Consider the following 20,192-nt stretch of genomic DNA (forward strand, 5'->3'; position numbering starts at 1 on the left):
AGAAATTTTAACAGGAGGTATATATGTTAAAGACTTTAATAGGAGAAATTAGGGAATATAAAAGAGATAGTTTATTAGCACCTATTTTCATGGTTTTAGAAGTAGTTATGGAAATAATAATTCCACTAATGATGGCAGCAATTATCGATAATGGGGTGGAAAAGGAAAATTTAAAATATGTATTTATATTAGGTGGCTTAATGATATTAACTGCAATGTTATCACTAACATTTGGTACTTTGTCCGGTAAGTATGCAGCTAGTGCAAGTGCTGGTTATGCAAAGAATTTAAGAAAAGCTATGTTTGAAAATATTCAAACTTTTTCATTCTCAAATTTGGACAAGTACTCTACAGCAGGACTTGTAACAAGACTTACTACAGATGTTAGTAATGTACAAAATTCATATCAGATGATAATACGTTTATGTGTTAGAGCACCAATTATGCTTATAGGTGCCATGATAATGGCTTTTAGTATAAGTTCAAAATTATCAACCATATTCTTAGGAGCAATTGTTTTCTTAGGATTAGTTTTATTTTTTATGATTAAAAAAGCTTTCCCTGTTTTTGAAGAAGTATTTAAAAAGTATGATAATTTAAATTCAAGTGTTCAAGAAAACATTAATGCAATTAGAGTAGTTAAGGCATATGTGAGAGAAGATCATGAAATTAAGAAGTTTGAAAAGGCAAGTAAGAATATTCATAATATGTTTGTAAAAGCAGAAAAGATAGTAATTATGAGTACTCCAGCAATGCAATTTGCAATGTATGCATGTGTTCTTTTAATTTCATGGTTTGGAGCAAAGATGATAGTAGGTGGCACTCTTACAACAGGAGAGCTAATGAGCCTATTCACATATGTAATTAATATTTTAATGAGTTTAATGATGATATCAATGATGTTTGTAATGATAACAATGTCTAGTGCATCAGCTGAACGTATTGTAGAAGTTATTAATGAAGAAACTGACATAAAAAATGGAGAAAATCCTATAAGGAATATAAAGGATGGATCTATTGAATTTAATAATGTTAATTTTGCTTATAAAAAAGATAGCAAGAATTATGTTTTAAGTGATATAAACTTCTCTATTAAATCAGGAGAAACTATTGGAATAATAGGGGGAACAGGTAGCTCAAAATCTTCTCTAGTTCAACTTATTCCAAGACTTTATGATGTTAGTACAGGTGAAGTAAAGGTTGGAGGAATAGATGTAAGAAACTATGACTTAGAATCTTTAAGAGATGAAGTATCTATGGTACTTCAAAAGAATGTATTATTTTCAGGAACAATTAAAGAGAACCTAAGATGGGGAGATGAAAATGCAAGTGATGAAGAAATCGAAAGAGTATGTAAATTAGCTCAAGCTGATGAATTCATTCAAAAATTCCCTGGGAAATATGATACATATATAGAACAAGGTGGTTCAAATGTATCAGGTGGACAAAAGCAAAGATTATGTATTGCTAGAGCTTTATTAAAGAAACCAAAGATATTAATTTTAGATGATTCAACAAGTGCAGTAGATACAAAAACAGATTCTTTAATTAGAAAAGCATTTAAGGAAGAAATTCCTGATACAACAAAGATTATAATAGCCCAAAGAATATCTTCTATAGAAGATGCTGATAGAATTATAGTTTTAAACGAAGGTGCTATAGAATCAATGGGTACACATGATGAGCTTCTTATTAATAGTGAAATATATAGAGATGTATATGAATCACAGGTAAAGGGGGTTAATAAGAATGAAGAATAAAATGGCAGGTAAGCCTAAGGTTAAAAATCCAATGCTAATTTTTAAGCGTTTATTAAAATATATGGGTAAGGAATATGCAATTCATTGTATAGCTGTGTTTGCTTTAATTATAGTAAGTTCAATTACAAGTGTTATTGGAACTTTCTTTATGAAAAGCTTAATTGATGTATATATTATTCCATTTTTAAATACACAAAATGTTGACTTTGGTCCATTATTTATTGTTTTATGTAAAATGGCAGCAATGTACTGTATTGGTGTTGCAGCAACTTGGGGATATAGTAGAATTATGATAAATGTATCTCAAGGTACTATGAAGAAAATAAGAGATGACTTATTTAAGCATATGGAAACTCTTCCAATAAAGTATTTTGATACTCATGCTCATGGTGATATTATGAGTATTTATACAAATGATATTGATACTTTAAGACAAATGATGAGTCAAAGTATTCCACAGCTTATTGCTTCAGTAGTTACTATTGTAAGTGTATTTTTCTCAATGATAGTACTAAATATACCACTTACAATTTTAACCCTAGTAATGGTTGCCCTTATGTTTTTTGTTACTAAAAAGATTGCAGGAAAGAGTGGTAAGTACTTTGGAGAGCAACAAAGAAATATTGGTAAAGTTAATGGCTATATAGAAGAAATGATTGAAGGTCAAAAGGTTGTTAAAGTTTTCTGTCATGAAGAGAAGAATATAGAGGACTTTAATAAGATTAATGAAGAGTTAAATCATAGTGCTAATAATGCAAATAAGTTTGCTAATATTTTAATGCCTATTATAGGTAATATGGGACATATGAGTTATGTTATTACTGCAATAATAGGATCAGCTTTAGCAATTGCTAAGATTGGAGGCTTTACTTTAGGTGGACTTGCTTCCTTCCTTCAATTTAATAAAAGCTTCAATCAACCTATTGCTCAGATTTCTCAACAATTAAACTCAGTAATTATGGCCCTTGCAGGTGCTGAAAGAGTATTTACTCTTTTTGATGAAAAATCTGAAGATGATGAGGGGTATGTTACTTTAGTAAATGCTAAAATAAATGAGGATGGCTCTATAACTGAGGTTAAAGAAAGAACTGGAGTGTGGGCTTGGAAGCATTATCATAAGGAAGATGATACAACAACTTATTCTAAATTAGAGGGTGATGTTGTATTTGATCATGTTGACTTTGGATATAATGATGAAAAGATTATTCTAAAGGATATTGAAATTTATGCAAAGCCTGGAGAAAAAATAGCCTTTGTTGGGGCAACAGGAGCTGGAAAAACAACAATAACTAACCTTATTAATAGATTTTATGATATTCAAGATGGAAAAATTAGATATGATGGAATTAATATTAATAAGATAAAGAAAGATGATTTAAGACGTTCTCTTGGTATTGTTCTTCAAGATACACATCTATTTACTGGAACAGTTATGGAGAATATTAGATTTGGTAAGTTAGATGCAACTGATGAAGAGGTAATTGCAGCGGCTAAATTAGCTAATGCTGATTATTTTATAGATCACTTACCAGATGGATATAATACTATACTTACAGGAGATGGAAGTAACCTTTCTCAAGGGCAAAGGCAATTACTTGCTATTGCAAGAGCAGCTGTTGCTAATCCACCTGTATTAATTCTTGACGAAGCTACTTCTAGTATTGATACTAGAACTGAAAAGATTGTTCAAGAGGGAATGGATAAGCTTATGGAAGGAAGAACAGTTTTTGTTATTGCCCATAGATTATCTACAATTAAAAACTCTGATGTTATTATGGTTCTTGATAGTGGAAGAATTATTGAAAGAGGAAGTCATGATAAACTAATTGATAGAAAAGGAGTTTACTATCAACTTTATACTGGAATGATAGAACAAGAATAGTATATGTGATGTAAACTAACTATAGATGTGATGTAAACCAAAAACATCTTGAATGAATTGATTCCGCCTGGACTAGTTTGATTTCGGGAAGTATCTCTATCTTTTATAAAATTATCTGCGCTAAGGGTTCGCAACTCACGTTCGTTCAGACAGCTTACCCTTTTTATGCTCCGAAAATTTTATAAAAGATGAAATACTAGTCCCTTATCAAAATGCCAGGCTCTATTCAATTAATACAAGATGTTTTTTTGTTATCTCACAATAGTTACTTAACCTTTTTTTATGTCTTTAATATTTGAAAAATAATAAATTATTAATAGAATCATTTATAGCTAAAGATATGAACAAGGAATTCCAATAGGATTTAGAATAATAGAATAGTTAATTATTGGATATTTAACCGGTTAAAGTAATTATAATTTAATTAAATATTAATGAAGAGGAATAATATGGGGAGATAAAAAAATACCTAATTGGGTAAATAATATATTACAAAAGTAGCTAGTAAAAAATAAAAGTTTTACTAGCTATTTTTTTATCTTAAAGTAACATATCATAAGTAAGGTTATATTTACAAATTATGTTATAATAAATTTTAAGTGAAAGGCAAAATAGGAGTTTGTGAGGTGAATAGTTATGGAAATTAGACGAATGATTATTGATGATTATAATGAAGTATATAGACTTTGGCTATCATGTGTAGGTATGGGATTAAATGATATAGATGATTCAAAGGATGGCATTGAAAGATTCTTAAAAAGAAACCCTAATACTTGTTTAGTAGCAGAAGAAAATGAAAAAATAGTAGGCTTAATTATGGTTGGTAATGATGGGAGAAGAGGATATATATATCATACAGCTGTAAGTCCAGTTAAACGTAGTAAATGGGTAGGAACTGAACTTGTTAATAGGGCATTAAGGGAATTAAAAGAGTTAGGAATTATTAAGGTGGCATTAGTAGTCTTCAAGAAAAATGAAATGGGAAATAGTTTTTGGGAAAAGAGAGGATTTGTAAAACGAGAAGATTTGGCATATAGGAATAAGACAATTATTGAAATGGTAAGGATAGATACATAAATTCCAATTGGCAGGAGTGTTAGATATAAAAAAATATTTATGTTTATTTTTTTTGATATCTTATCTAAAAATATAAATATAGAGATAAATTACAAATTGGAAAGAGATGGATAAAATGAAGTTACCAACTAAGATAGGAACAGATGAAAAGGTTATATAATGAAGTTTACATCTAAAGATAATATTAAACCTGACTATATAGTATTAATAGAACAATTAAAAGTAGATTTTGATATTGGGGTAATATGTGATGTGTTAAATCCAGAAAACTTATTTTGTTGGGGGTTTTGGATAAAGCATATATGTGATTGTTTATATGGAGAAGATTTATCAGTAAAATTCCCTAGAATGAAACCAAATAAAAAAATGTGAATCGTTAAATAAGGATATTATAGAAACACTTTTAGATTATAGAAAGAAAATAGTAAAAGATAATTTAGATGAGGTTATTTTAAAATCTATATTAAAAAGAATTATAAGAGGAGCATATTGTTTAGTATCAGCAGAGGATAAAAGTTGGGCAATTAATACTAAAGATATATTAGATATACTTAAGTTTTATTTTCCTAATGAAGAAAAGTTTAAAGAAATAGAATCAATACTAAGGGAGCAAGAAGAAGTTTCGTTTACCAAAGTTCTTGTTATTGTTGATTATTTTATAGTTTGGTTTAAAAATAATATAGTTCAATGATTAATTTATCTATAATTATAATTGGAATGTAACAGTTCTAATAAAAATAATTCACTAGTAAATAGTAATATTAAAACGTCATTACTCATTAAGTATTACCTGCATTTATAAAATAGGTAAGTGATAGCAGTAGCCCACTTTTAGATATAAAATTGTACTTTAGAATTATATCATATTTATGTAGAATATATACACAAGATTAAAAAGGAAAAACCTCACTTGCAGATGTTACGGAGAAGCTTATCATAAGTAATGTTATATTTACAAATCATGTTATAATAAATAAGTAATAAACTTAAAGTGAAAGGTAAATAGGAATTTGAAAGGAACAGAATATTATGATAGATATTCAAAATTATAATTATTGTCCAGACATAGATGAAATAAGAGAATATATTAGAAATCCACTATTTGATGATTTCTTCTCAGAAATAATTAAAGAATATAATGCAAAATATAAAGTTGACTTTAGTAAATGCTCATGGGAACCAGGATGGAATATTAAGTTTAAAAAATCTGGAAAAACCTTGTGTACAGTATATCCAAAAGAAAATTATTTTACTGTGTTAGTGGTAGTTGGAACGAAAGAGAAAGAAATTATAGAGGAATTGTTATTTAATTTATCACCAGTAATTCAGAGGATATATAATGAAACAAAAGAGGGCATGGGGCAACGTTGGTTAATGATAGATTTAGAAGATAAGGATAAAATATTTACTGATGTACTAAAACTTATTGATATTCGTGCAAAAGCTAGATAAGCAGATAGCTAGTATTTACTATCTGCTTTTGTTATATTAAAGAACTTCTTTAGATTAGTAATAATAGAGAGGTATGATAAATATTATTTATCAATCTTCTTTTATGTCTTTAATATTTGGGAAATAGTATAATTGTGTAAAAGGGGGGAGGTATATGTGTAAAGATGAAAGATCCAGAGAAGGAGATAGTGGATGGATATTTTATGAAGGTACAGAGTCAGAAGAATATTTAAAGGATACAAATAATATGGGAGTATATTCTCTTAATACAATTGCTAATTATGATCCTGATATTATACTCCTATTAAACTCACCAGAAGATAAAAGCTTCTATAGAGATAGGAATGGAAGGTTTTATGAGGATAATTAGTTCTATAGAAACAGCACTTAGTATTGGTTGAATGGAGTGCTGTTTTAATATTTGGGGGAGGATACATGCAATGTGGCATATAGTGTTTATATAAAGAAATTACTAACAAATATCAATGCTCTGAAATGTGCTCAATTTTTTGTGAAAATGAGTACAATATGAAGCAAGAGAAAAAGTCGTCATAACTGTAACGGGAAGGGCGACCTTTCAATTAAAATAAATCTTAGCTAGAAGACTATAGGATATATTTAAACTTATTCTGATACAACAGAAATTCTTTCCTGAATATGGCTACCTTTAGTAGCTTCATCTACCATAGCTATAGCATAGTCAGCATAGCTGATTACACTTTCACCTTTGGAATTTAAAATTAACTCTTCTCCACCTAAAATATATTTGCCTGTTCTTGTACCATCAGCTTGAAAATCGCAAGCAGGGCTTAAAAATGTCCATTTTACATCATTTCTTAAACGAAGTTCTTCCAGTGCCTTTCCTTGTGCAGCAGCTAATGGTTTGAACATTTCAGGGAAATCAGATCCATCTATAACCTGTTCTGTGTGTTCAGGGTTTACATATAGACTTCCAGCACCACCAACAACAAGAAGCCTTATATTTTTACCACTTAATAGGTCACATAAATGCTTTAAAGAAGTGCTATGCTCAGGCAATGTTTCAGGTGTCCATGCACCAAATGCATCAATTACAATATCAAAGCCTTCTAAATCAGCGGTAGTCAATTTAAAAAGATCTTTTTGAATTACTTTTTTAGCCATAGTCATATTATCTCCACGTACCACAGCAGTAACATCTAAGCCTCTCTCTATTGATTCCTTTACAATAAGTTTTCCTTGTTTTCCATTTGCACAAATAACTGCAATTTTCATAATGATTACCTCCATTACTTTATGTTTTTACAGGATTGTTTTTTCCTGAATCTAAGAATATAATATAGCTGTAAAGTAATAATGTAAAGTAAGCACTTTTTTGTGCTATAGTTACCTTAAAGATACTATTGGGAGGAGTATGAGTATGAAAAAAGATTTACCATCATGCCCTGTAGAAACAACATTGATGATGATTAGTGATCGTTGGAAGGTTTTAATTTTAAGAGATTTATTAGATGGAACTAAACGTTTCGGTGAATTAAAAAAATCCATTGGGAGTATATCACAAAAGGTATTAACTTCAAATTTACGTTCTATGGAAGAAAGTGGACTTTTAGTACGTAAGGTATATGCAGAGGTACCACCAAAAGTAGAATATACTTTAACAGAGGATGGGTATAGTTTAAAACCAGTTTTAGATGCCATGAAAGAATGGGGTAAAGAATATCAAAAAAATCATGGTTAAACTATGAGAAATATAAGTACTTATATATTATAAAAAATAGTAGGCAGAGTTGTTTTTATATAAACAACTCTACCTACTTTTCTGTAATAATCTCAAGTATAAACAATATTTTAAGATTTTCTTCCACTTTACAGTTTCTTGAGTGAAATATTTAATGAGTTTAGCTATTGACCTGGAGTTAACTCCAAGTACTATACTTATTATAAAAGTACTTAAACAAGTAAATGGACAACTTATAGTACAACATGGAGGGAAGAGGATAGAATGAAAAAAACACTTTATTTAATGAGACATGGACAAACATTATTTAATTTAAGAAGAAAAATTCTATAGAATTTGATCATGCATATTCATCAACTCAAGAAAGAGCATGTGATACCTTAGAAATAGTTACAGATTTAGATTATGTTAGACTTAAAGGATTAAAAGAATGGAACTTTGGAACCTTTGAAGGGGAAAGTGAAGATTTAAATCCAAAAGTAAATAAAAAAGGTGGTACATATGGAGATTTCTTTGTTCAGTTTAATGGTGAGGAAGATATAGAAGTTCAGGAGAGAATGAATAAAACTCTTTCAGAAATTATGAATAAAGATGATCACCAAACAGTACTAGCTGTAAGTCATGGAGGGGCTTGTTTCATATTCCTTAGAAAGTGGGAGGATATTACTAATAGAAGTGATATACATTTTTCTAATTGTTGTATCTTAAAGTTTGAGTTTAAAGATGATAAGTTTATTGAGATAATTGATCCACTATCTAATTACTAAATGAAATAGATTAATCAAAAGATAATGATAAAATAGAATAATGTATAGGATATTAACACCGGAAACTAATATTTCTGGTGTTTTATTTTTAGCAAATGGGGTGTCTTGCCAGGGTTACTACTATTACGCCTAAAAGTGATGAAGAATTAAGGGATTTATATGAGCTAGGTTATGAAAGAATTACCATTGGAATGAAGATGGTGATGAGGAAAACATTGAGTTTATGAGAAAAGTTATAAGCTAGAAAAGTTATACCTACTTAGAAATAGCAAAGTAAATCTAGGTTTACAAAATATGTAAAATGTGATATGATTCCATTAAAAGGAATATAAGTTATTATATGTAATATTGTTGAGTATAAAAGTAAGTCAAAAACATTTTACTTATAATATATAGCTAGAAAAACAAAAAAATATTTTCTAAATTAAAAGAAGGTAGGTAATAGTTATGTTAGAAAAGTTAAAAACAATTTTATCAGAAGAGCTAAATTTAGAAAAGGAGAGTATTAAAGTTGAGACATTAATTTATGATGAATTAGGAGTAGATTCTCTTAGTTTATTTAGTATTATGGAAACAGTTGAAAAAGAATTTAAGATAACAATACCAGATGATATAGAAATAGTTACTGTTGGGGATATGATTGATGTTATAAAAGAATTAAAAAATTAATATTGTAAGGAGGTTAGTATGAAGAGAGTTGTAATTACAGGTGTAGGAGTGATTACGCCTGTAGGAAATGATGTATGTAGTTTTTGGGAATCTATAACAAAATCAAAATCAGGTATAGACTATATTAAATCATATGATACAACAGATACTCCAATAAAGGTAGCGGCAGAGGTGAAAAATTACGATTGGAAAGACTATTTTAAGCCAATTGATATAAAGAGGCTTGACAGATTTACGCAATTTGCTTTGATTTCATCACAAGAAGCATATAATGATTCAAGGCTAAATGAAAGTATAATTGATCATGAGCGATTGGGTGTTGTGTACTCTTCAGGGATAGGCGGAAGTTCTATAGGAACTGAATACAATAGAATGATTGAAAAAGGATTTAAATATGTTTCAGCATTAACTATCCCTTTTAATTTAGTTAATATGGCAGCTGGAAATATAGCAATAAAATTTAAAGCATATGGATCATGCTCATCATTAGTTTCAGCATGTGCAACCGGAACAGATTGTATAGGACAAGCATACAGACAAATACAGAGAGGGGAACAAGATGTAATAATTGCTGGGTCATCAGAATCTGGTATTAATCCACTGCTTATAGCAGCTTTTTCATCTTTAAAGGCATTATCAAGAAGTGATAATCCTGAAAGGGCATCAATTCCATTTGATAAGGAACGTAATGGGTTCGTAATGGGAGAGGGAGCAGGAACTCTTATACTTGAGGAATTAGATCATGCTATAAAAAGAAATGCTAAAATATATGCTGAAGTAGTAGGATATGGTTCTACTTGTGATGCATATAACATAGTATCACCTGCACCAGATTTGAAGCAAGGAATAAGAGCAATAAAAATGGCACTTTCGGATGCAAACATAGAATACAAGGATATTTCATATATAAACGCTCATGGAACAAGCACTATATATAATGACAAATTTGAGTCGAAAATAATTGAAGAGGTTTTTTATAAAGATGGAAACTTAGTTCCAGTAAGTTCAACAAAATCAATGACTGGACATTTATTAGGTGCAGCAGGTTCGGTAGAAGCAGTAATTTGTGCAAAGTCATTAGAGGATAATTTTATTCCAGCAACAATAGGCTATAAAGTTAAAGATGAAGAATTCAACTTGAATTATATAACTAATGAAGGAAAAAGAGAAAAATTAAATTATGTTTTATCAAATTCTTTAGGTTTTGGGGGACATAACTCCGCCTTGATCTTTAAGAATAAGGATTTAATTTAAATATTTAATGTGATAAGTTAATAAATAATAATGGGGGCTAGATAAGAAATATGAATAAAATAAAGTTATTTGCTGTCCCATATGCTGGAGGATCAGCTTTAGCATACGAAAAATGGAGGAAAAATCTAAATAAAGATATTAAATTAATTTCAATAGAACTACCAGGTAGAGGTTATAGGAGTAAAGAGAAGCTTTGTGAGACTATGAAGGATTTAATAGCAGATGTAATATTAACTATTAGTGGAAATTTAGATACAGAAGATGAATATGCTTTATATGGTCATAGTATGGGAGCTTTGATTATTTATGAAGTTTATTTTAATCTTAAGAAATTAGGGTATAAGTTACCGAAGCATATGTTTTTTTCAGGGAATAATCCACCAAATAGACAAATATCGCAAAATATAGATTATAAAAATTTATCACTTAAGGAATTTAAAGAAGAGGTTTTTCAATATGAATCAACTCCTAAAGAGATTTTTGAAAAAAAAGAATTAAGAGATTATTTCATCCCAATTTTAAGAAGTGATTATATGGTTATAGAGAATTTTTCATATAAAGAAGAAAATACTAAATTGGAGTGTGACATAACTGTAATTAATGGAAAGGATGATAATCATATTAAATTGGATCAATTAGGAGGTTGGTTAGATTTAACCAAAGGGATATGTCAAACATATTTTATGGAGGGTAAACACTTCTTTTTATTTGATAATGAAGAGGAGATAAATGAAATTATAAATAAAACTTTAATTGCTCGCAATATATTAAATGCATAGAAATGTTAGGGATTGTATTTGAAGGGGGCTATATTATGAAGTATAAAACGTTAGTTGAATCATTAAAAGAGAACATAAAATTAGAGGGTATAGGGATAAATATCATAAAAACTGAAGATATAGAAAAAAAAATAACCTATCAACAATTATATAACAGAGCTTTGAAGATGCTGGGGGGATTGCAGGCACAGGGAATTAAAGCAGGGGACGAACTTGTTTTTCAAATTGATAGTATAGAAGACTTTATAAACGTTTTTTGGGCATGTATATTAGGAAAGATAATACCAGTTCCTGTTGCAGTAGGAAATAATTACGAATCTAATTCAAGAATGTTTAAAATTTTTTTCACATTAAATAATCCTTATGTTTTAACAAGTAATAAAAATTCATTTCGATTAAAATCATTTGCAGAAAAAGAACATCTTATTGAGGAATTTCAAAAAATAAATGAAAAGACAATATTAATAGAAAGGTTTAATGAGAATAGTATATTTGGTAAAGAAGAGATAGTAAACAGTAATGATATTGCATTTATACAATTTTCATCTGGATCCACTGAGGAACCGAAAGGTATAATGCTAACTCATGAAAATATAATGACTAATATTAAAGCAATAATAAAGAATTCTCAAATAACAAGGGAGGACTCTTTTTTTAGTTGGATGCCGTTGTTCCATGATATGGGGCTAATTGGATTTCACTTAGTTCCTAGTGTAGTAGGAATTAATCAAAATATAATGCCTACTAAACTGTTTATCAGAAAACCAATGGTATGGCTGAATAAAATTAATGAATATAGAAATACAATAACATCATCGCCTAATTTTGGATGTAAATACTTTATATCTAATTTTGATGAGAAGGATGCAAGGGAATGGGATCTATCATGTATTAGACTAATATTTAATGGGGCGGAACCTATTTCAAGTGAAATTGCTAGTGAGTTTACAAGTCTATTAAAGGATTATAAATTAAAGGAAGAATGTATGTATCCAGTATATGGGATGGCAGAAGCAACATTAGCAATTACCTTTCCACCAGTTTTAGAAAAGATAAAAAGCGTTAATATTAAGCGAAATAGTTTAATTATAGGCAAAAAGATTGAAGTTATAGATATTAAAGAAGATGATAGCTGTATAAATTTTGTTGATGTTGGATATGCAGTAGATAATTGTAAACTAAGAATAGTTGGAGATAAAGGTCAAGAACTAGGGGAAAATTATATTGGTCACATTGAGATTATAGGTAAGAATGTAACACGTGGATATTACAATAATTCTAAAAGAACTAAGGAATTAATAAAAGAAGATGGGTGGTTATCTACCGGAGATTTAGGCTTTTTAAGAAATAGTAGATTAATAATAACAGGAAGACATAAAGATATAATTATAGTTAATGGGATTAATTATTATCCACAAGATATTGAGGCTATTGTTGAAAGAATGGATGAGGTTACCAATAAAGGGGTTGTTGCCTGTGGCGTTTATAACGAGAATTTGAATAATGATGATATTGTCTTATTTATAAAATTAAATAAGACAATATCTGAAGTTGCAGAATTAGCGTTAAAAATAAAAGAAAGAGTAAATTCATGTACAGGCATTGAAGTCAAATCAATAATCCCAGTAAGGTTAATTCCCAAAACCACTAGTGGCAAAGTACAAAGATTTAAATTAGCACAAAGATATATTAATTGTGAATTTAAAGAAATAGAAGAAGAAATTAATTGGATTTTAAAGAGTATTAAGAAAAATGATAGAAATATAGAAGAGAAAAATATGGATCCAAATTCAATACAAGTAAAATTACTAAATATAGCACGTGAAATATTAAGAAAGGATGACTTAAATATAAGTGATAATTTTATTGAGGCAGGCGCCAATTCAATAATAATTACAAGATTTCAACAAATATTAGAGGCGAATTTTAATATAAAAGTATCTGTTGCACAGATATTTGCAAATCCAACTATAATTTCATTAAGTAAATATATCGAAAATCAAGAGGAGATTATAGAAGAAGAAAGGCATATATCAAATATAGATGAGAGTATGGAAAGTTATTTTGATGATTTAGAAAATAAAATCAAATGCATTGATTATGAAAAAACTGCAGTTTTAGCAGATGATATAAGAGGTGGTTTGATATGAGAGAAGCTTTAAACTATATATTAGAAGGTGCAAAAAAAGGAAATATACCAAAAGAGGATGCATTAGAAGTTGTAAGTAGATTGAAAAATAGTTATAAAGACGAAAATGATGATATTGCTATAATCGGAATTTCCGTAAGAATGCCGAATTCTAAAAATGTAAATAAATTTTGGGATAACATAATAAACGGAGTTGAAAGTATAGAAGAATTTCCTGAATCTAGGAAAAGAGATATTAATAGATATTTGAATTTTAAAAATACAGATACATCTAAAGTAGCTTTTTCTAGAGGCGGGTATTTAGATGAGATAGATAAATTTGACTATGATTTCTTTAAGATAACACCAATTGAAAGTTCACTAATGGATCCTAATCAAAGAATTTTCTTAGAAACAGCCTACGAAGCAATAGAAGATTCAGGATATGGAGGGGAAAAAATATTAGGAAGTAATACAGGATTGTATTTGGGATATTCAAGAGATTTACTATTTAATTATAGTTCTATTATAGCAGATATGAATCCGGAATCTTTATCATTAGCAGCGGCTGGAAATATTCCATCAATTATTGCTAGTAGGTTATCATATGTTTTGGATTTAAAAGGTCCGGGAGTTATTATTGATACAGCTTGTTCATCATCATTAGTAGCAACACACATAGCATGTAATGCATTAAGGAATGGGGAGTGTGATATGGCTATAGCTGGGGGAATAAAGCTCAATCTACTTCCTTTAGTAAATTCAACTGGAATCGGAATTGAATCCCCAGAATTTAGAACAAAAGCATTTGATAATGATGCGGATGGAACAGCTTTAGGAGAAGGATCAGTTGCAATTATTTTAAAACCTTTATCTAAAGCATTAAGAGATAAAGATAATATTTATTCTGTAATTAAAGGAAGTGCGATAAATCAAGATGGAACTACGGTAGGTATTACAGCACCAAATGTTAATGCACAAAGAGATGTAATCCTAGAAGCATGGAAAAATGCTAAAATTAATCCGGAAGAGATATCATTTATTGAAGTTCATGGTACAGGTACTAGGTTAGGTGATCCTATTGAGATTGAAGGAATAAGTAATGCATTTAAAAGATATACAGATAAAAAGCAATTTTGTTCTATTAGTTCAGTAAAAACTAATGTTGGACATTTATTTGAAACATCAGGAGCAATTAGTTTAGTAAAGGCTATATTAGAATTGCGGCATAGAAAATTAGTACCATCAATAAATTTTAATTTTCCTAATAGTAATATAGAATTTGAATCATCTCCTGTATATTTAAATGATAGAGTAATTGATTTAAAACAAGAACCAAAGCCATTAATATGTGGAGTTAGCTCCTTTGGAATAAGTGGTGTTAACTGCCACATGATTTTAGAAGAATTTATTCAAAAAGAAAGTTCTTATAATGTGGTGAATAATAATAAAGTCTTAACAATTTCTGCAAAAAGTAAAAAAGCATTTGAAGAGCTAATTAAAGAATATAAGGAATTTGTATCTAGCGTCAATGAAGATAAATTAGATGATAGTGCGACACGTTGCAATATGAAAAGTATTGCCTAATAGAATTAACTATTAAGAACTGATAGTTTGAAAAATTAAATGATAGGGTAACGCCTTGAAGAATTTTCTCTAATACTCCGAATAGCAAATTTCTTTATAAGGAGAAATTGGTTATAAGCTCGGTAAAGTCGGCTGAGGTTATCTCCTAACAGGAAAGCTGAGGAAATGCGAATAAGAAATTATCGAGGATAATATAGGTCGGGAGTCCATAAAATATCTATGATAAGAATGTTATTGTAACTGACGAAATTCCGAATGAAAGGGTCTATAAAGTTATGAAATAGAAATGTTTTACTTATTAAATAATAAGGTGTGTGAGGGGGAGTAAATTTATCATTATGAAAGCCCTTATACTATTACAGGTAGTATTTTGCACACAGGCTCAAAGGAATTATCTAAGGATATATGTGAAGGATAAAACTATTGGAACGTGGTAAGCTGATAACACGGAAGTCTTATAGCTAGTGAAGTGGTAGTAAGGAAAGCAATGTATAACTTACTTTTATATCAGTGAAAGTAGTGGCGTAGTACCTTTGAAGTTTAGTAAAGTAAATGGAGGGATGGCCACGAGTTAATAAATTATATATTTAGCTATATCTTCTGATATTAAATATATAATTTATTAATGGAACGCCGTATGCGGTGAAAGTTGCATGTACGGTGTGGAGGAGGGGAAAAGATGGAGATTGCATCAAAATTTTACCTATTCCTATTGTGTTATACAGCTAGTACGGGAAGAGGTCACTATTCTTATAGATTAGCTATAATCTTTAAGAATAAAAGTGATCTAATTGATAAATTATGTCATGCATCTAATGTGCATAAGGAAGAATTGGAAGAAAATAATATCTTTTTACAAAAGCATAAAATAATTGTTGATAAAAAGAAAGCGGAGAAGTATGAAATTAGCGAGTTAGAAAAAAGAAAGCTTAATAGTGAAATACAACTAAAGGTTAATGAAGCTAATAAAAATCAACATAATGATATAAGTATAATAAAAACAATTTGTAGGTTGTATGTTAAAGGTGCGGATTTAAATTGGCAGAATTATTATACTAATAATAATAGTAAAATAAGTATTCCTGTTTATCAATTTGATAAAGAAAGATGTTGGATTTGTGATGAAACAAAGAAGAATATAAATGTTATTACGGATAAAAAATTAAATGAAAAAGAAGAGCAATTATGTATTATATGCGCTGAAGTAATTGGATTATACGAAATAAATATTGAAAAAAGTTTCTATGAATTAGGAGTAGACTCGATAATTGCAGCTAAAATTGTGAATATTATTAATAAGGAATTATCTATTAATATCAAATTAAGAGATATTTTAAGTGCAAGAAATATTATGGAGTTTGTTAATTCTGTTTCATCAATATATTTAAATAATAATTCAATTGCTACAGTGGAGTACAAAAAAATTAATGTTTTACAAAATAAAGAATATTATGTATCATCTTCAGCTCAAAAAAGAATGTATGTAATGCAAAAGAGTAATGAAGATAGTCTTATGTATAATATTACTGGCGTACTTGAGATAAATGGAAAACTTGATGAAAGAAGGCTTGAAGAATCTTTCCAAAAATTAATAGCTAGACATGAATCATTGCGTACATCATTTAAATTAATAGATGGGGACATATATCAGAAGATAAATAAAGAATTAGACGTGAGCATTATTAAATTAGAAGTTTCAGAAGAAATGTTAACTGATAAAATAAAGGAACTAATAAGAAAATTTGATTTAGAGCTTGCTCCACTATATAGGATATATTTAACTAATATATCAGAGAATAGGAATATATTGATATTTGATATTCATCATATAATATCTGATGGAATGTCTAATAGAATTATTATTAATGAACTATTAGAGTTATATAACGGAAATACATTATCTGAAATAACAGTACAATATAAAGATTATGCAGAATGGCAGAATAAGTATTTGATGTCAAGTGAAATTATTGAGCAAGAAAAATATTGGGTAGATAGATTCTCAAATGAAATACCTCTCTTAGATTTACCCCTTGATTACAAAAGAGGTAGGTTTAGGACTTATGAAGGGAAGGTAATTAATTATATCGTTAATGAAGAGTTAACTAAATTAATAAAGGAGCTAGCTATAAGCTGTAATACAACATTATATAATGTATTGTTATCAGCCTTTTATATCTTATTATATAAATATACTGGCCAGGAAGATATTATAGTAGGCTCTCCTGTTTCAGGCAGAAGTACTTATGAACAAGATATGATTGTAGGCATGTTTATAAATACATTAGCAATGAGAAATTATCCATCAGGAAATAAAAATTTCTTGAGCTTTTTAAAGGAAGTTAGTGACAATACAATAAGTGCTAATAGTAATAGCGAGTATCAATTCCAGATGTTAATTAACAAGATAAATTTAAGGCGAGATACCAGTAGAAACCCATTATTCGATGTAATGTTTATTCTACAAAATATAGATATTAAAAGTATAAAAGTAGGAAACTTAGAATTTAGACCAAGAAGTTTTAAAAATGATACTAGCCTCTATGATATAACATTAGAAGCTATAGAAGAAGATAATAAAATAAATTTCTCTATGGAGTATTGTGTAGATTTATTTAATGAAAGTACAATAAAAAGATTTTGTAATAGCTATATTAACATTTTAAATGAAATAAGCCAAAATCCTAACAAGCTAATAAATAATGTAGATATACTATCAGATAATGAAAAGGATAAAATATTAAATCAATTTAATAATACAGAAGTGAAATATGAAGATGATAAGACGATACATGAACTTTTTGAAAGAACAGTAGAAAGAATACCTAATAAAATAGCAATAAAATTTAAGAATATCAGCCTGACATATTCTGAATTAAACAAGAGAGCAAATCAATTAGCAAAATTATTGAGAATAGAAGGGATACAAAGAAATGATATTGTTGCATTGATGGTTGAAAGATCAGTTGAGATGATAGTAGGGATTTTAGCAATACTAAAGTCTGGGGCAGCATATTTACCAATAGACCCAGAGTATCCGATAAGTAGAATTCAGTATATGTTGGTAAATAGTGAAGCTAAATTATTACTTACTAGTAAAGCATGTATAAACAAAATTAACTTTCAAGGCAAGTATATTCAATTGGACGATGAAGAAATTTATACTGGAGCTAATGTTAATTTACAAAATGTAAATACATCAGATGATTTAATTTATGTGATTTATACGTCAGGTTCCACGGGAAATCCAAAAGGAGTAATGCTATCACATAAAGGTGTAAATAATTTTGCGATAGCTATGTCTGAAATAATAGATTTTCATGAATCAAAAGTAATATTAAATCTAACTACAATTTCATTTGATATATTTGTTCTTGAAACTTTAGTTCCATTAATTACAGGTGTACAGATTGTAATAGCTGCTGAAGAGGATCAAATAGACCCAAAAAGAATAAGTAATTTGATTGAGAAAGAGAAAATAAATATGTTGCAACTAACTCCTTCAAGGATGCAGTTATTATTGAAAGGTGTATCTGATAAAAGTACATTTTTAGGTATAAGTGAAATTATGATAGGTGGAGAAAGCCTATCAAGTACTTTATTAAATTCCATAAAAAAGGTTACAAAAGCAAGAATTTATAATATGTATGGGCCAACAGAAACAACAGTATGGTCGACGGTAAAAGATTTAACGGATAGTGATAAAATAACTATTGGAAAAGGAGTAGCAAATACTAAAATTTTCATAGTTGATAGATATAACCGAATTGCGCCAATAGGGGTATCAGGAGAATTATGTATAGCGGGTGATGGACTAGCATTAGGATACTTAAAAAATAAGGAGCTAACAGATACTAAGTTTATTGAAAATCCTTTTGAAAGGTCAGGCAAAATGTATAGGACTGGGGATTTGGCTAAATGGTTACCTAATGGAGAAATTGAATTCTTACAGAGAATAGATCATCAAGTAAAGATTAGAGGATATAGAATAGAACTAGGTGAAATAGAAAAAACTTTAGAAAGTATTCCCAAAATAAAAAATTCCGTAGTAGTTCCAGTTGAGGAAGAAGATGGGAATAAGTATTTGGTAGCATATTATGTTCTAAATGAAAAGAAAATTTCAAAAGAAGAAATTAAGAACTATTTATATAGTAAATTACCTGATTATATGGTTCCATCATTTTATGTTCAGTTGATTAAATTGCCACTTACTCCAAATGGAAAAGTAGACCGTAAATTATTACCCGATGTAAAAATAGAAGTAGCTGAAAGTGAGGAGAAAAGTAAATTAAAACTACCTAAAAATAAAATTGAAAGAAATATTTTGGGAATTTGGAGAGAGGTGTTAAAGCATAATAGTATAGGAATTGATGATAATTTTTTTGATGTAGGTGGAAATTCCTTGTTATTAGTACAAATGCACTCAAAGATAAACACACTTTATCCAGAGGTGATTGAAGTTGCAGATATATTTGCTTATCCAACAATTCATAAATTATCAGAGTTGATTATTAGTAGAAGTTGCGAGAATAAGATTAAAGGTATAAATTTACCGAAGGAGTATTTAAATCTTGAGGATAATGAAAATTTAGAATCGTTTGTTGAATTTAAAATAGATGGACAAAGCTCAGAAAAACTAAAGAATTTAGGGATTAAATATGAGGTAAGCGTAGATAGTATAATGAAGGGTATTTTTATATATTTAATTCATGAGATAAGTAATATGAATGAAATAAGTATACAGGTCCAGTGTGATGATAAGGAAGAATTGTTTAAATTAGATGTGGAATTTAATAATATAAATACAATTGAAAATTTATTTAGTATTGTTGAAAATAAAACAAAAAATCTAGATGGGATATTTATAAGCAGAAGCGAGATAAGTAATAGTACAAAAGATATAATATTCATATTTGTCCCAGATGGGAAAAAAAGCAGTAATTTACTTGAATTTGGGGATATAGTTTTAAAAGTTAATTGCTTTAAAGAATATATAGGTTGTTCGCTGGAATATAACGGATCTAAACTTAATAAATCAAAAATGGAACAACTAGTATATTCGTATCTAAAACTTATCCAAGTAATAATTAAAAGAAGCTAATTGCAGAAATCTGATT

General features: G+C 28.8%; 16 protein-coding genes. 15 read left to right on the plus strand and 1 reads right to left on the minus strand.

Features of this window, described 5'->3' with window-relative positions:
* Positions 1–23: 23 nt before the first annotated feature.
* The 6 genes from ACSYT2_RS02105 (at position 24) to ACSYT2_RS02130 (ending at position 6,541) form a co-directional block, all read left to right on the plus strand.
* Positions 24–1,760 carry an ABC transporter ATP-binding protein gene (locus ACSYT2_RS02105; protein WP_438383111.1) on the plus strand — a complete coding sequence of 579 codons (1,737 nt, stop codon included), beginning with the start codon at positions 24–26 and terminating at the stop codon, positions 1,758–1,760.
* On the plus strand, positions 1,750–3,642 hold the full coding sequence (locus ACSYT2_RS02110; protein WP_438383113.1) for an ABC transporter ATP-binding protein: 1,893 nt from the start codon (positions 1,750–1,752) through the stop codon (positions 3,640–3,642). The genes ACSYT2_RS02105 and ACSYT2_RS02110 overlap by 11 nt, the downstream gene beginning before the upstream one ends.
* 636 nt (positions 3,643–4,278) lie before the next feature.
* Positions 4,279–4,719, plus strand: coding sequence for a GNAT family N-acetyltransferase (locus tag ACSYT2_RS02115; protein ID WP_438383115.1), 441 nt, complete (start codon positions 4,279–4,281; stop codon positions 4,717–4,719).
* A 159-nt stretch (positions 4,720–4,878) separates the two neighbouring features.
* Positions 4,879–5,091, plus strand: a complete 213-nt coding sequence (locus ACSYT2_RS02120) for a hypothetical protein (RefSeq protein WP_438383117.1) — start codon at positions 4,879–4,881, stop codon at positions 5,089–5,091.
* Positions 5,092–5,748: 657 nt separating this feature from the next.
* The gene (locus ACSYT2_RS02125; RefSeq protein ID WP_438383119.1) at positions 5,749–6,171 is read left to right on the plus strand and encodes a DUF3788 domain-containing protein; all 423 of its coding nucleotides are present in this window, start codon (positions 5,749–5,751) and stop codon (positions 6,169–6,171) included.
* Between the two features lie 154 nt (positions 6,172–6,325).
* Positions 6,326–6,541, plus strand: a complete 216-nt coding sequence (locus ACSYT2_RS02130) for an immunity protein Imm33 domain-containing protein (RefSeq protein WP_438383120.1) — start codon at positions 6,326–6,328, stop codon at positions 6,539–6,541.
* Positions 6,542–6,795: 254 nt separating this feature from the next.
* Here ACSYT2_RS02130 and ACSYT2_RS02135 read toward each other — a convergent pair whose 3' ends face one another.
* A complete protein-coding gene (locus ACSYT2_RS02135) occupies positions 6,796–7,425 on the minus strand; it encodes an NAD(P)-dependent oxidoreductase (RefSeq protein WP_438383121.1) in 630 nt (209 codons plus the stop codon).
* A 145-nt stretch (positions 7,426–7,570) separates the two neighbouring features.
* Between ACSYT2_RS02135 and ACSYT2_RS02140 the strand changes: the two genes are divergently transcribed.
* The 9 genes from ACSYT2_RS02140 to ACSYT2_RS02180 all read left to right on the plus strand — a co-directional run bounded on the left by ACSYT2_RS02140 (position 7,571) and on the right by ACSYT2_RS02180 (position 20,176).
* Complete coding sequence (locus ACSYT2_RS02140; RefSeq protein ID WP_438383122.1) at positions 7,571–7,891, plus strand: winged helix-turn-helix transcriptional regulator; 321 nt, start codon at positions 7,571–7,573, stop codon at positions 7,889–7,891.
* Between the two features lie 386 nt (positions 7,892–8,277).
* Positions 8,278–8,658, plus strand: a complete 381-nt coding sequence (locus ACSYT2_RS02145; RefSeq protein WP_438384990.1) for a histidine phosphatase family protein — start codon at positions 8,278–8,280, stop codon at positions 8,656–8,658.
* Positions 8,659–8,753: 95 nt separating this feature from the next.
* Complete coding sequence (locus ACSYT2_RS02150) at positions 8,754–8,885, plus strand: hypothetical protein (RefSeq protein ID WP_438383124.1); 132 nt, start codon at positions 8,754–8,756, stop codon at positions 8,883–8,885.
* A gap of 220 nt (positions 8,886–9,105) precedes the next feature.
* The gene (locus tag ACSYT2_RS02155) at positions 9,106–9,327 is read left to right on the plus strand and encodes an acyl carrier protein (RefSeq protein WP_438383126.1); all 222 of its coding nucleotides are present in this window, start codon (positions 9,106–9,108) and stop codon (positions 9,325–9,327) included.
* Positions 9,328–9,345: 18 nt separating this feature from the next.
* Entirely contained in the window at positions 9,346–10,581 is a 1,236-nt protein-coding gene (fabF, locus tag ACSYT2_RS02160) for a beta-ketoacyl-ACP synthase II (protein WP_438383127.1), read from the plus strand.
* 50 nt (positions 10,582–10,631) lie between these two features.
* Positions 10,632–11,360 (plus strand): thioesterase II family protein, encoded by a 729-nt coding sequence (locus ACSYT2_RS02165; RefSeq protein ID WP_438383128.1) that lies wholly within the window; start codon positions 10,632–10,634, stop codon positions 11,358–11,360.
* A 35-nt stretch (positions 11,361–11,395) separates the two neighbouring features.
* Positions 11,396–13,510 (plus strand): non-ribosomal peptide synthetase, encoded by a 2,115-nt coding sequence (locus tag ACSYT2_RS02170; protein ID WP_438383131.1) that lies wholly within the window; start codon positions 11,396–11,398, stop codon positions 13,508–13,510.
* The gene (locus ACSYT2_RS02175) at positions 13,507–15,075 is read left to right on the plus strand and encodes a beta-ketoacyl synthase N-terminal-like domain-containing protein (protein ID WP_438383133.1); all 1,569 of its coding nucleotides are present in this window, start codon (positions 13,507–13,509) and stop codon (positions 15,073–15,075) included. Before ACSYT2_RS02170 ends, ACSYT2_RS02175 begins: the two co-directional genes overlap by 4 nt.
* 679 nt (positions 15,076–15,754) lie before the next feature.
* Positions 15,755–20,176: a non-ribosomal peptide synthetase gene (locus ACSYT2_RS02180; RefSeq protein WP_438383134.1), complete on the plus strand. Its 4,422-nt coding sequence runs from the start codon at positions 15,755–15,757 to the stop codon at positions 20,174–20,176.
* The last annotated feature ends 16 nt before the right edge of the window (positions 20,177–20,192 follow it).

The sequence above is a fragment of the Clostridium zhoujianii genome (genome assembly GCF_051590805.1).
In the GTDB taxonomy this organism is placed as follows: domain Bacteria; phylum Bacillota; class Clostridia; order Clostridiales; family Clostridiaceae; genus Clostridium.

What these genes read in the sequence shown, in the direction of transcription:
- ACSYT2_RS02105 (WP_438383111.1), top strand. Translation starts at nt 24, where the DNA reads ATGTTAAAGACTTTAATAGGAGAAATTAGGGAATATAAAAGAGATAGT.
- ACSYT2_RS02110 (WP_438383113.1), top strand. Translation starts at nt 1,750, where the DNA reads ATGAAGAATAAAATGGCAGGTAAGCCTAAGGTTAAAAATCCAATGCTA.
- ACSYT2_RS02115 (WP_438383115.1), top strand. Translation starts at nt 4,279, where the DNA reads ATGGAAATTAGACGAATGATTATTGATGATTATAATGAAGTATATAGA.
- ACSYT2_RS02120 (WP_438383117.1), top strand. Translation starts at nt 4,879, where the DNA reads ATGAAGTTTACATCTAAAGATAATATTAAACCTGACTATATAGTATTA.
- ACSYT2_RS02125 (WP_438383119.1), top strand. Translation starts at nt 5,749, where the DNA reads ATGATAGATATTCAAAATTATAATTATTGTCCAGACATAGATGAAATA.
- ACSYT2_RS02130 (WP_438383120.1), top strand. Translation starts at nt 6,326, where the DNA reads ATGTGTAAAGATGAAAGATCCAGAGAAGGAGATAGTGGATGGATATTT.
- ACSYT2_RS02135 (WP_438383121.1), bottom strand. Translation starts at nt 7,425, where the DNA reads ATGAAAATTGCAGTTATTTGTGCAAATGGAAAACAAGGAAAACTTATT.
- ACSYT2_RS02140 (WP_438383122.1), top strand. Translation starts at nt 7,571, where the DNA reads ATGAAAAAAGATTTACCATCATGCCCTGTAGAAACAACATTGATGATG.
- ACSYT2_RS02150 (WP_438383124.1), top strand. Translation starts at nt 8,754, where the DNA reads ATGGGGTGTCTTGCCAGGGTTACTACTATTACGCCTAAAAGTGATGAA.
- ACSYT2_RS02155 (WP_438383126.1), top strand. Translation starts at nt 9,106, where the DNA reads ATGTTAGAAAAGTTAAAAACAATTTTATCAGAAGAGCTAAATTTAGAA.
- fabF (WP_438383127.1), top strand. Translation starts at nt 9,346, where the DNA reads ATGAAGAGAGTTGTAATTACAGGTGTAGGAGTGATTACGCCTGTAGGA.
- ACSYT2_RS02165 (WP_438383128.1), top strand. Translation starts at nt 10,632, where the DNA reads ATGAATAAAATAAAGTTATTTGCTGTCCCATATGCTGGAGGATCAGCT.
- ACSYT2_RS02170 (WP_438383131.1), top strand. Translation starts at nt 11,396, where the DNA reads ATGAAGTATAAAACGTTAGTTGAATCATTAAAAGAGAACATAAAATTA.
- ACSYT2_RS02175 (WP_438383133.1), top strand. Translation starts at nt 13,507, where the DNA reads ATGAGAGAAGCTTTAAACTATATATTAGAAGGTGCAAAAAAAGGAAAT.
- ACSYT2_RS02180 (WP_438383134.1), top strand. Translation starts at nt 15,755, where the DNA reads ATGGAGATTGCATCAAAATTTTACCTATTCCTATTGTGTTATACAGCT.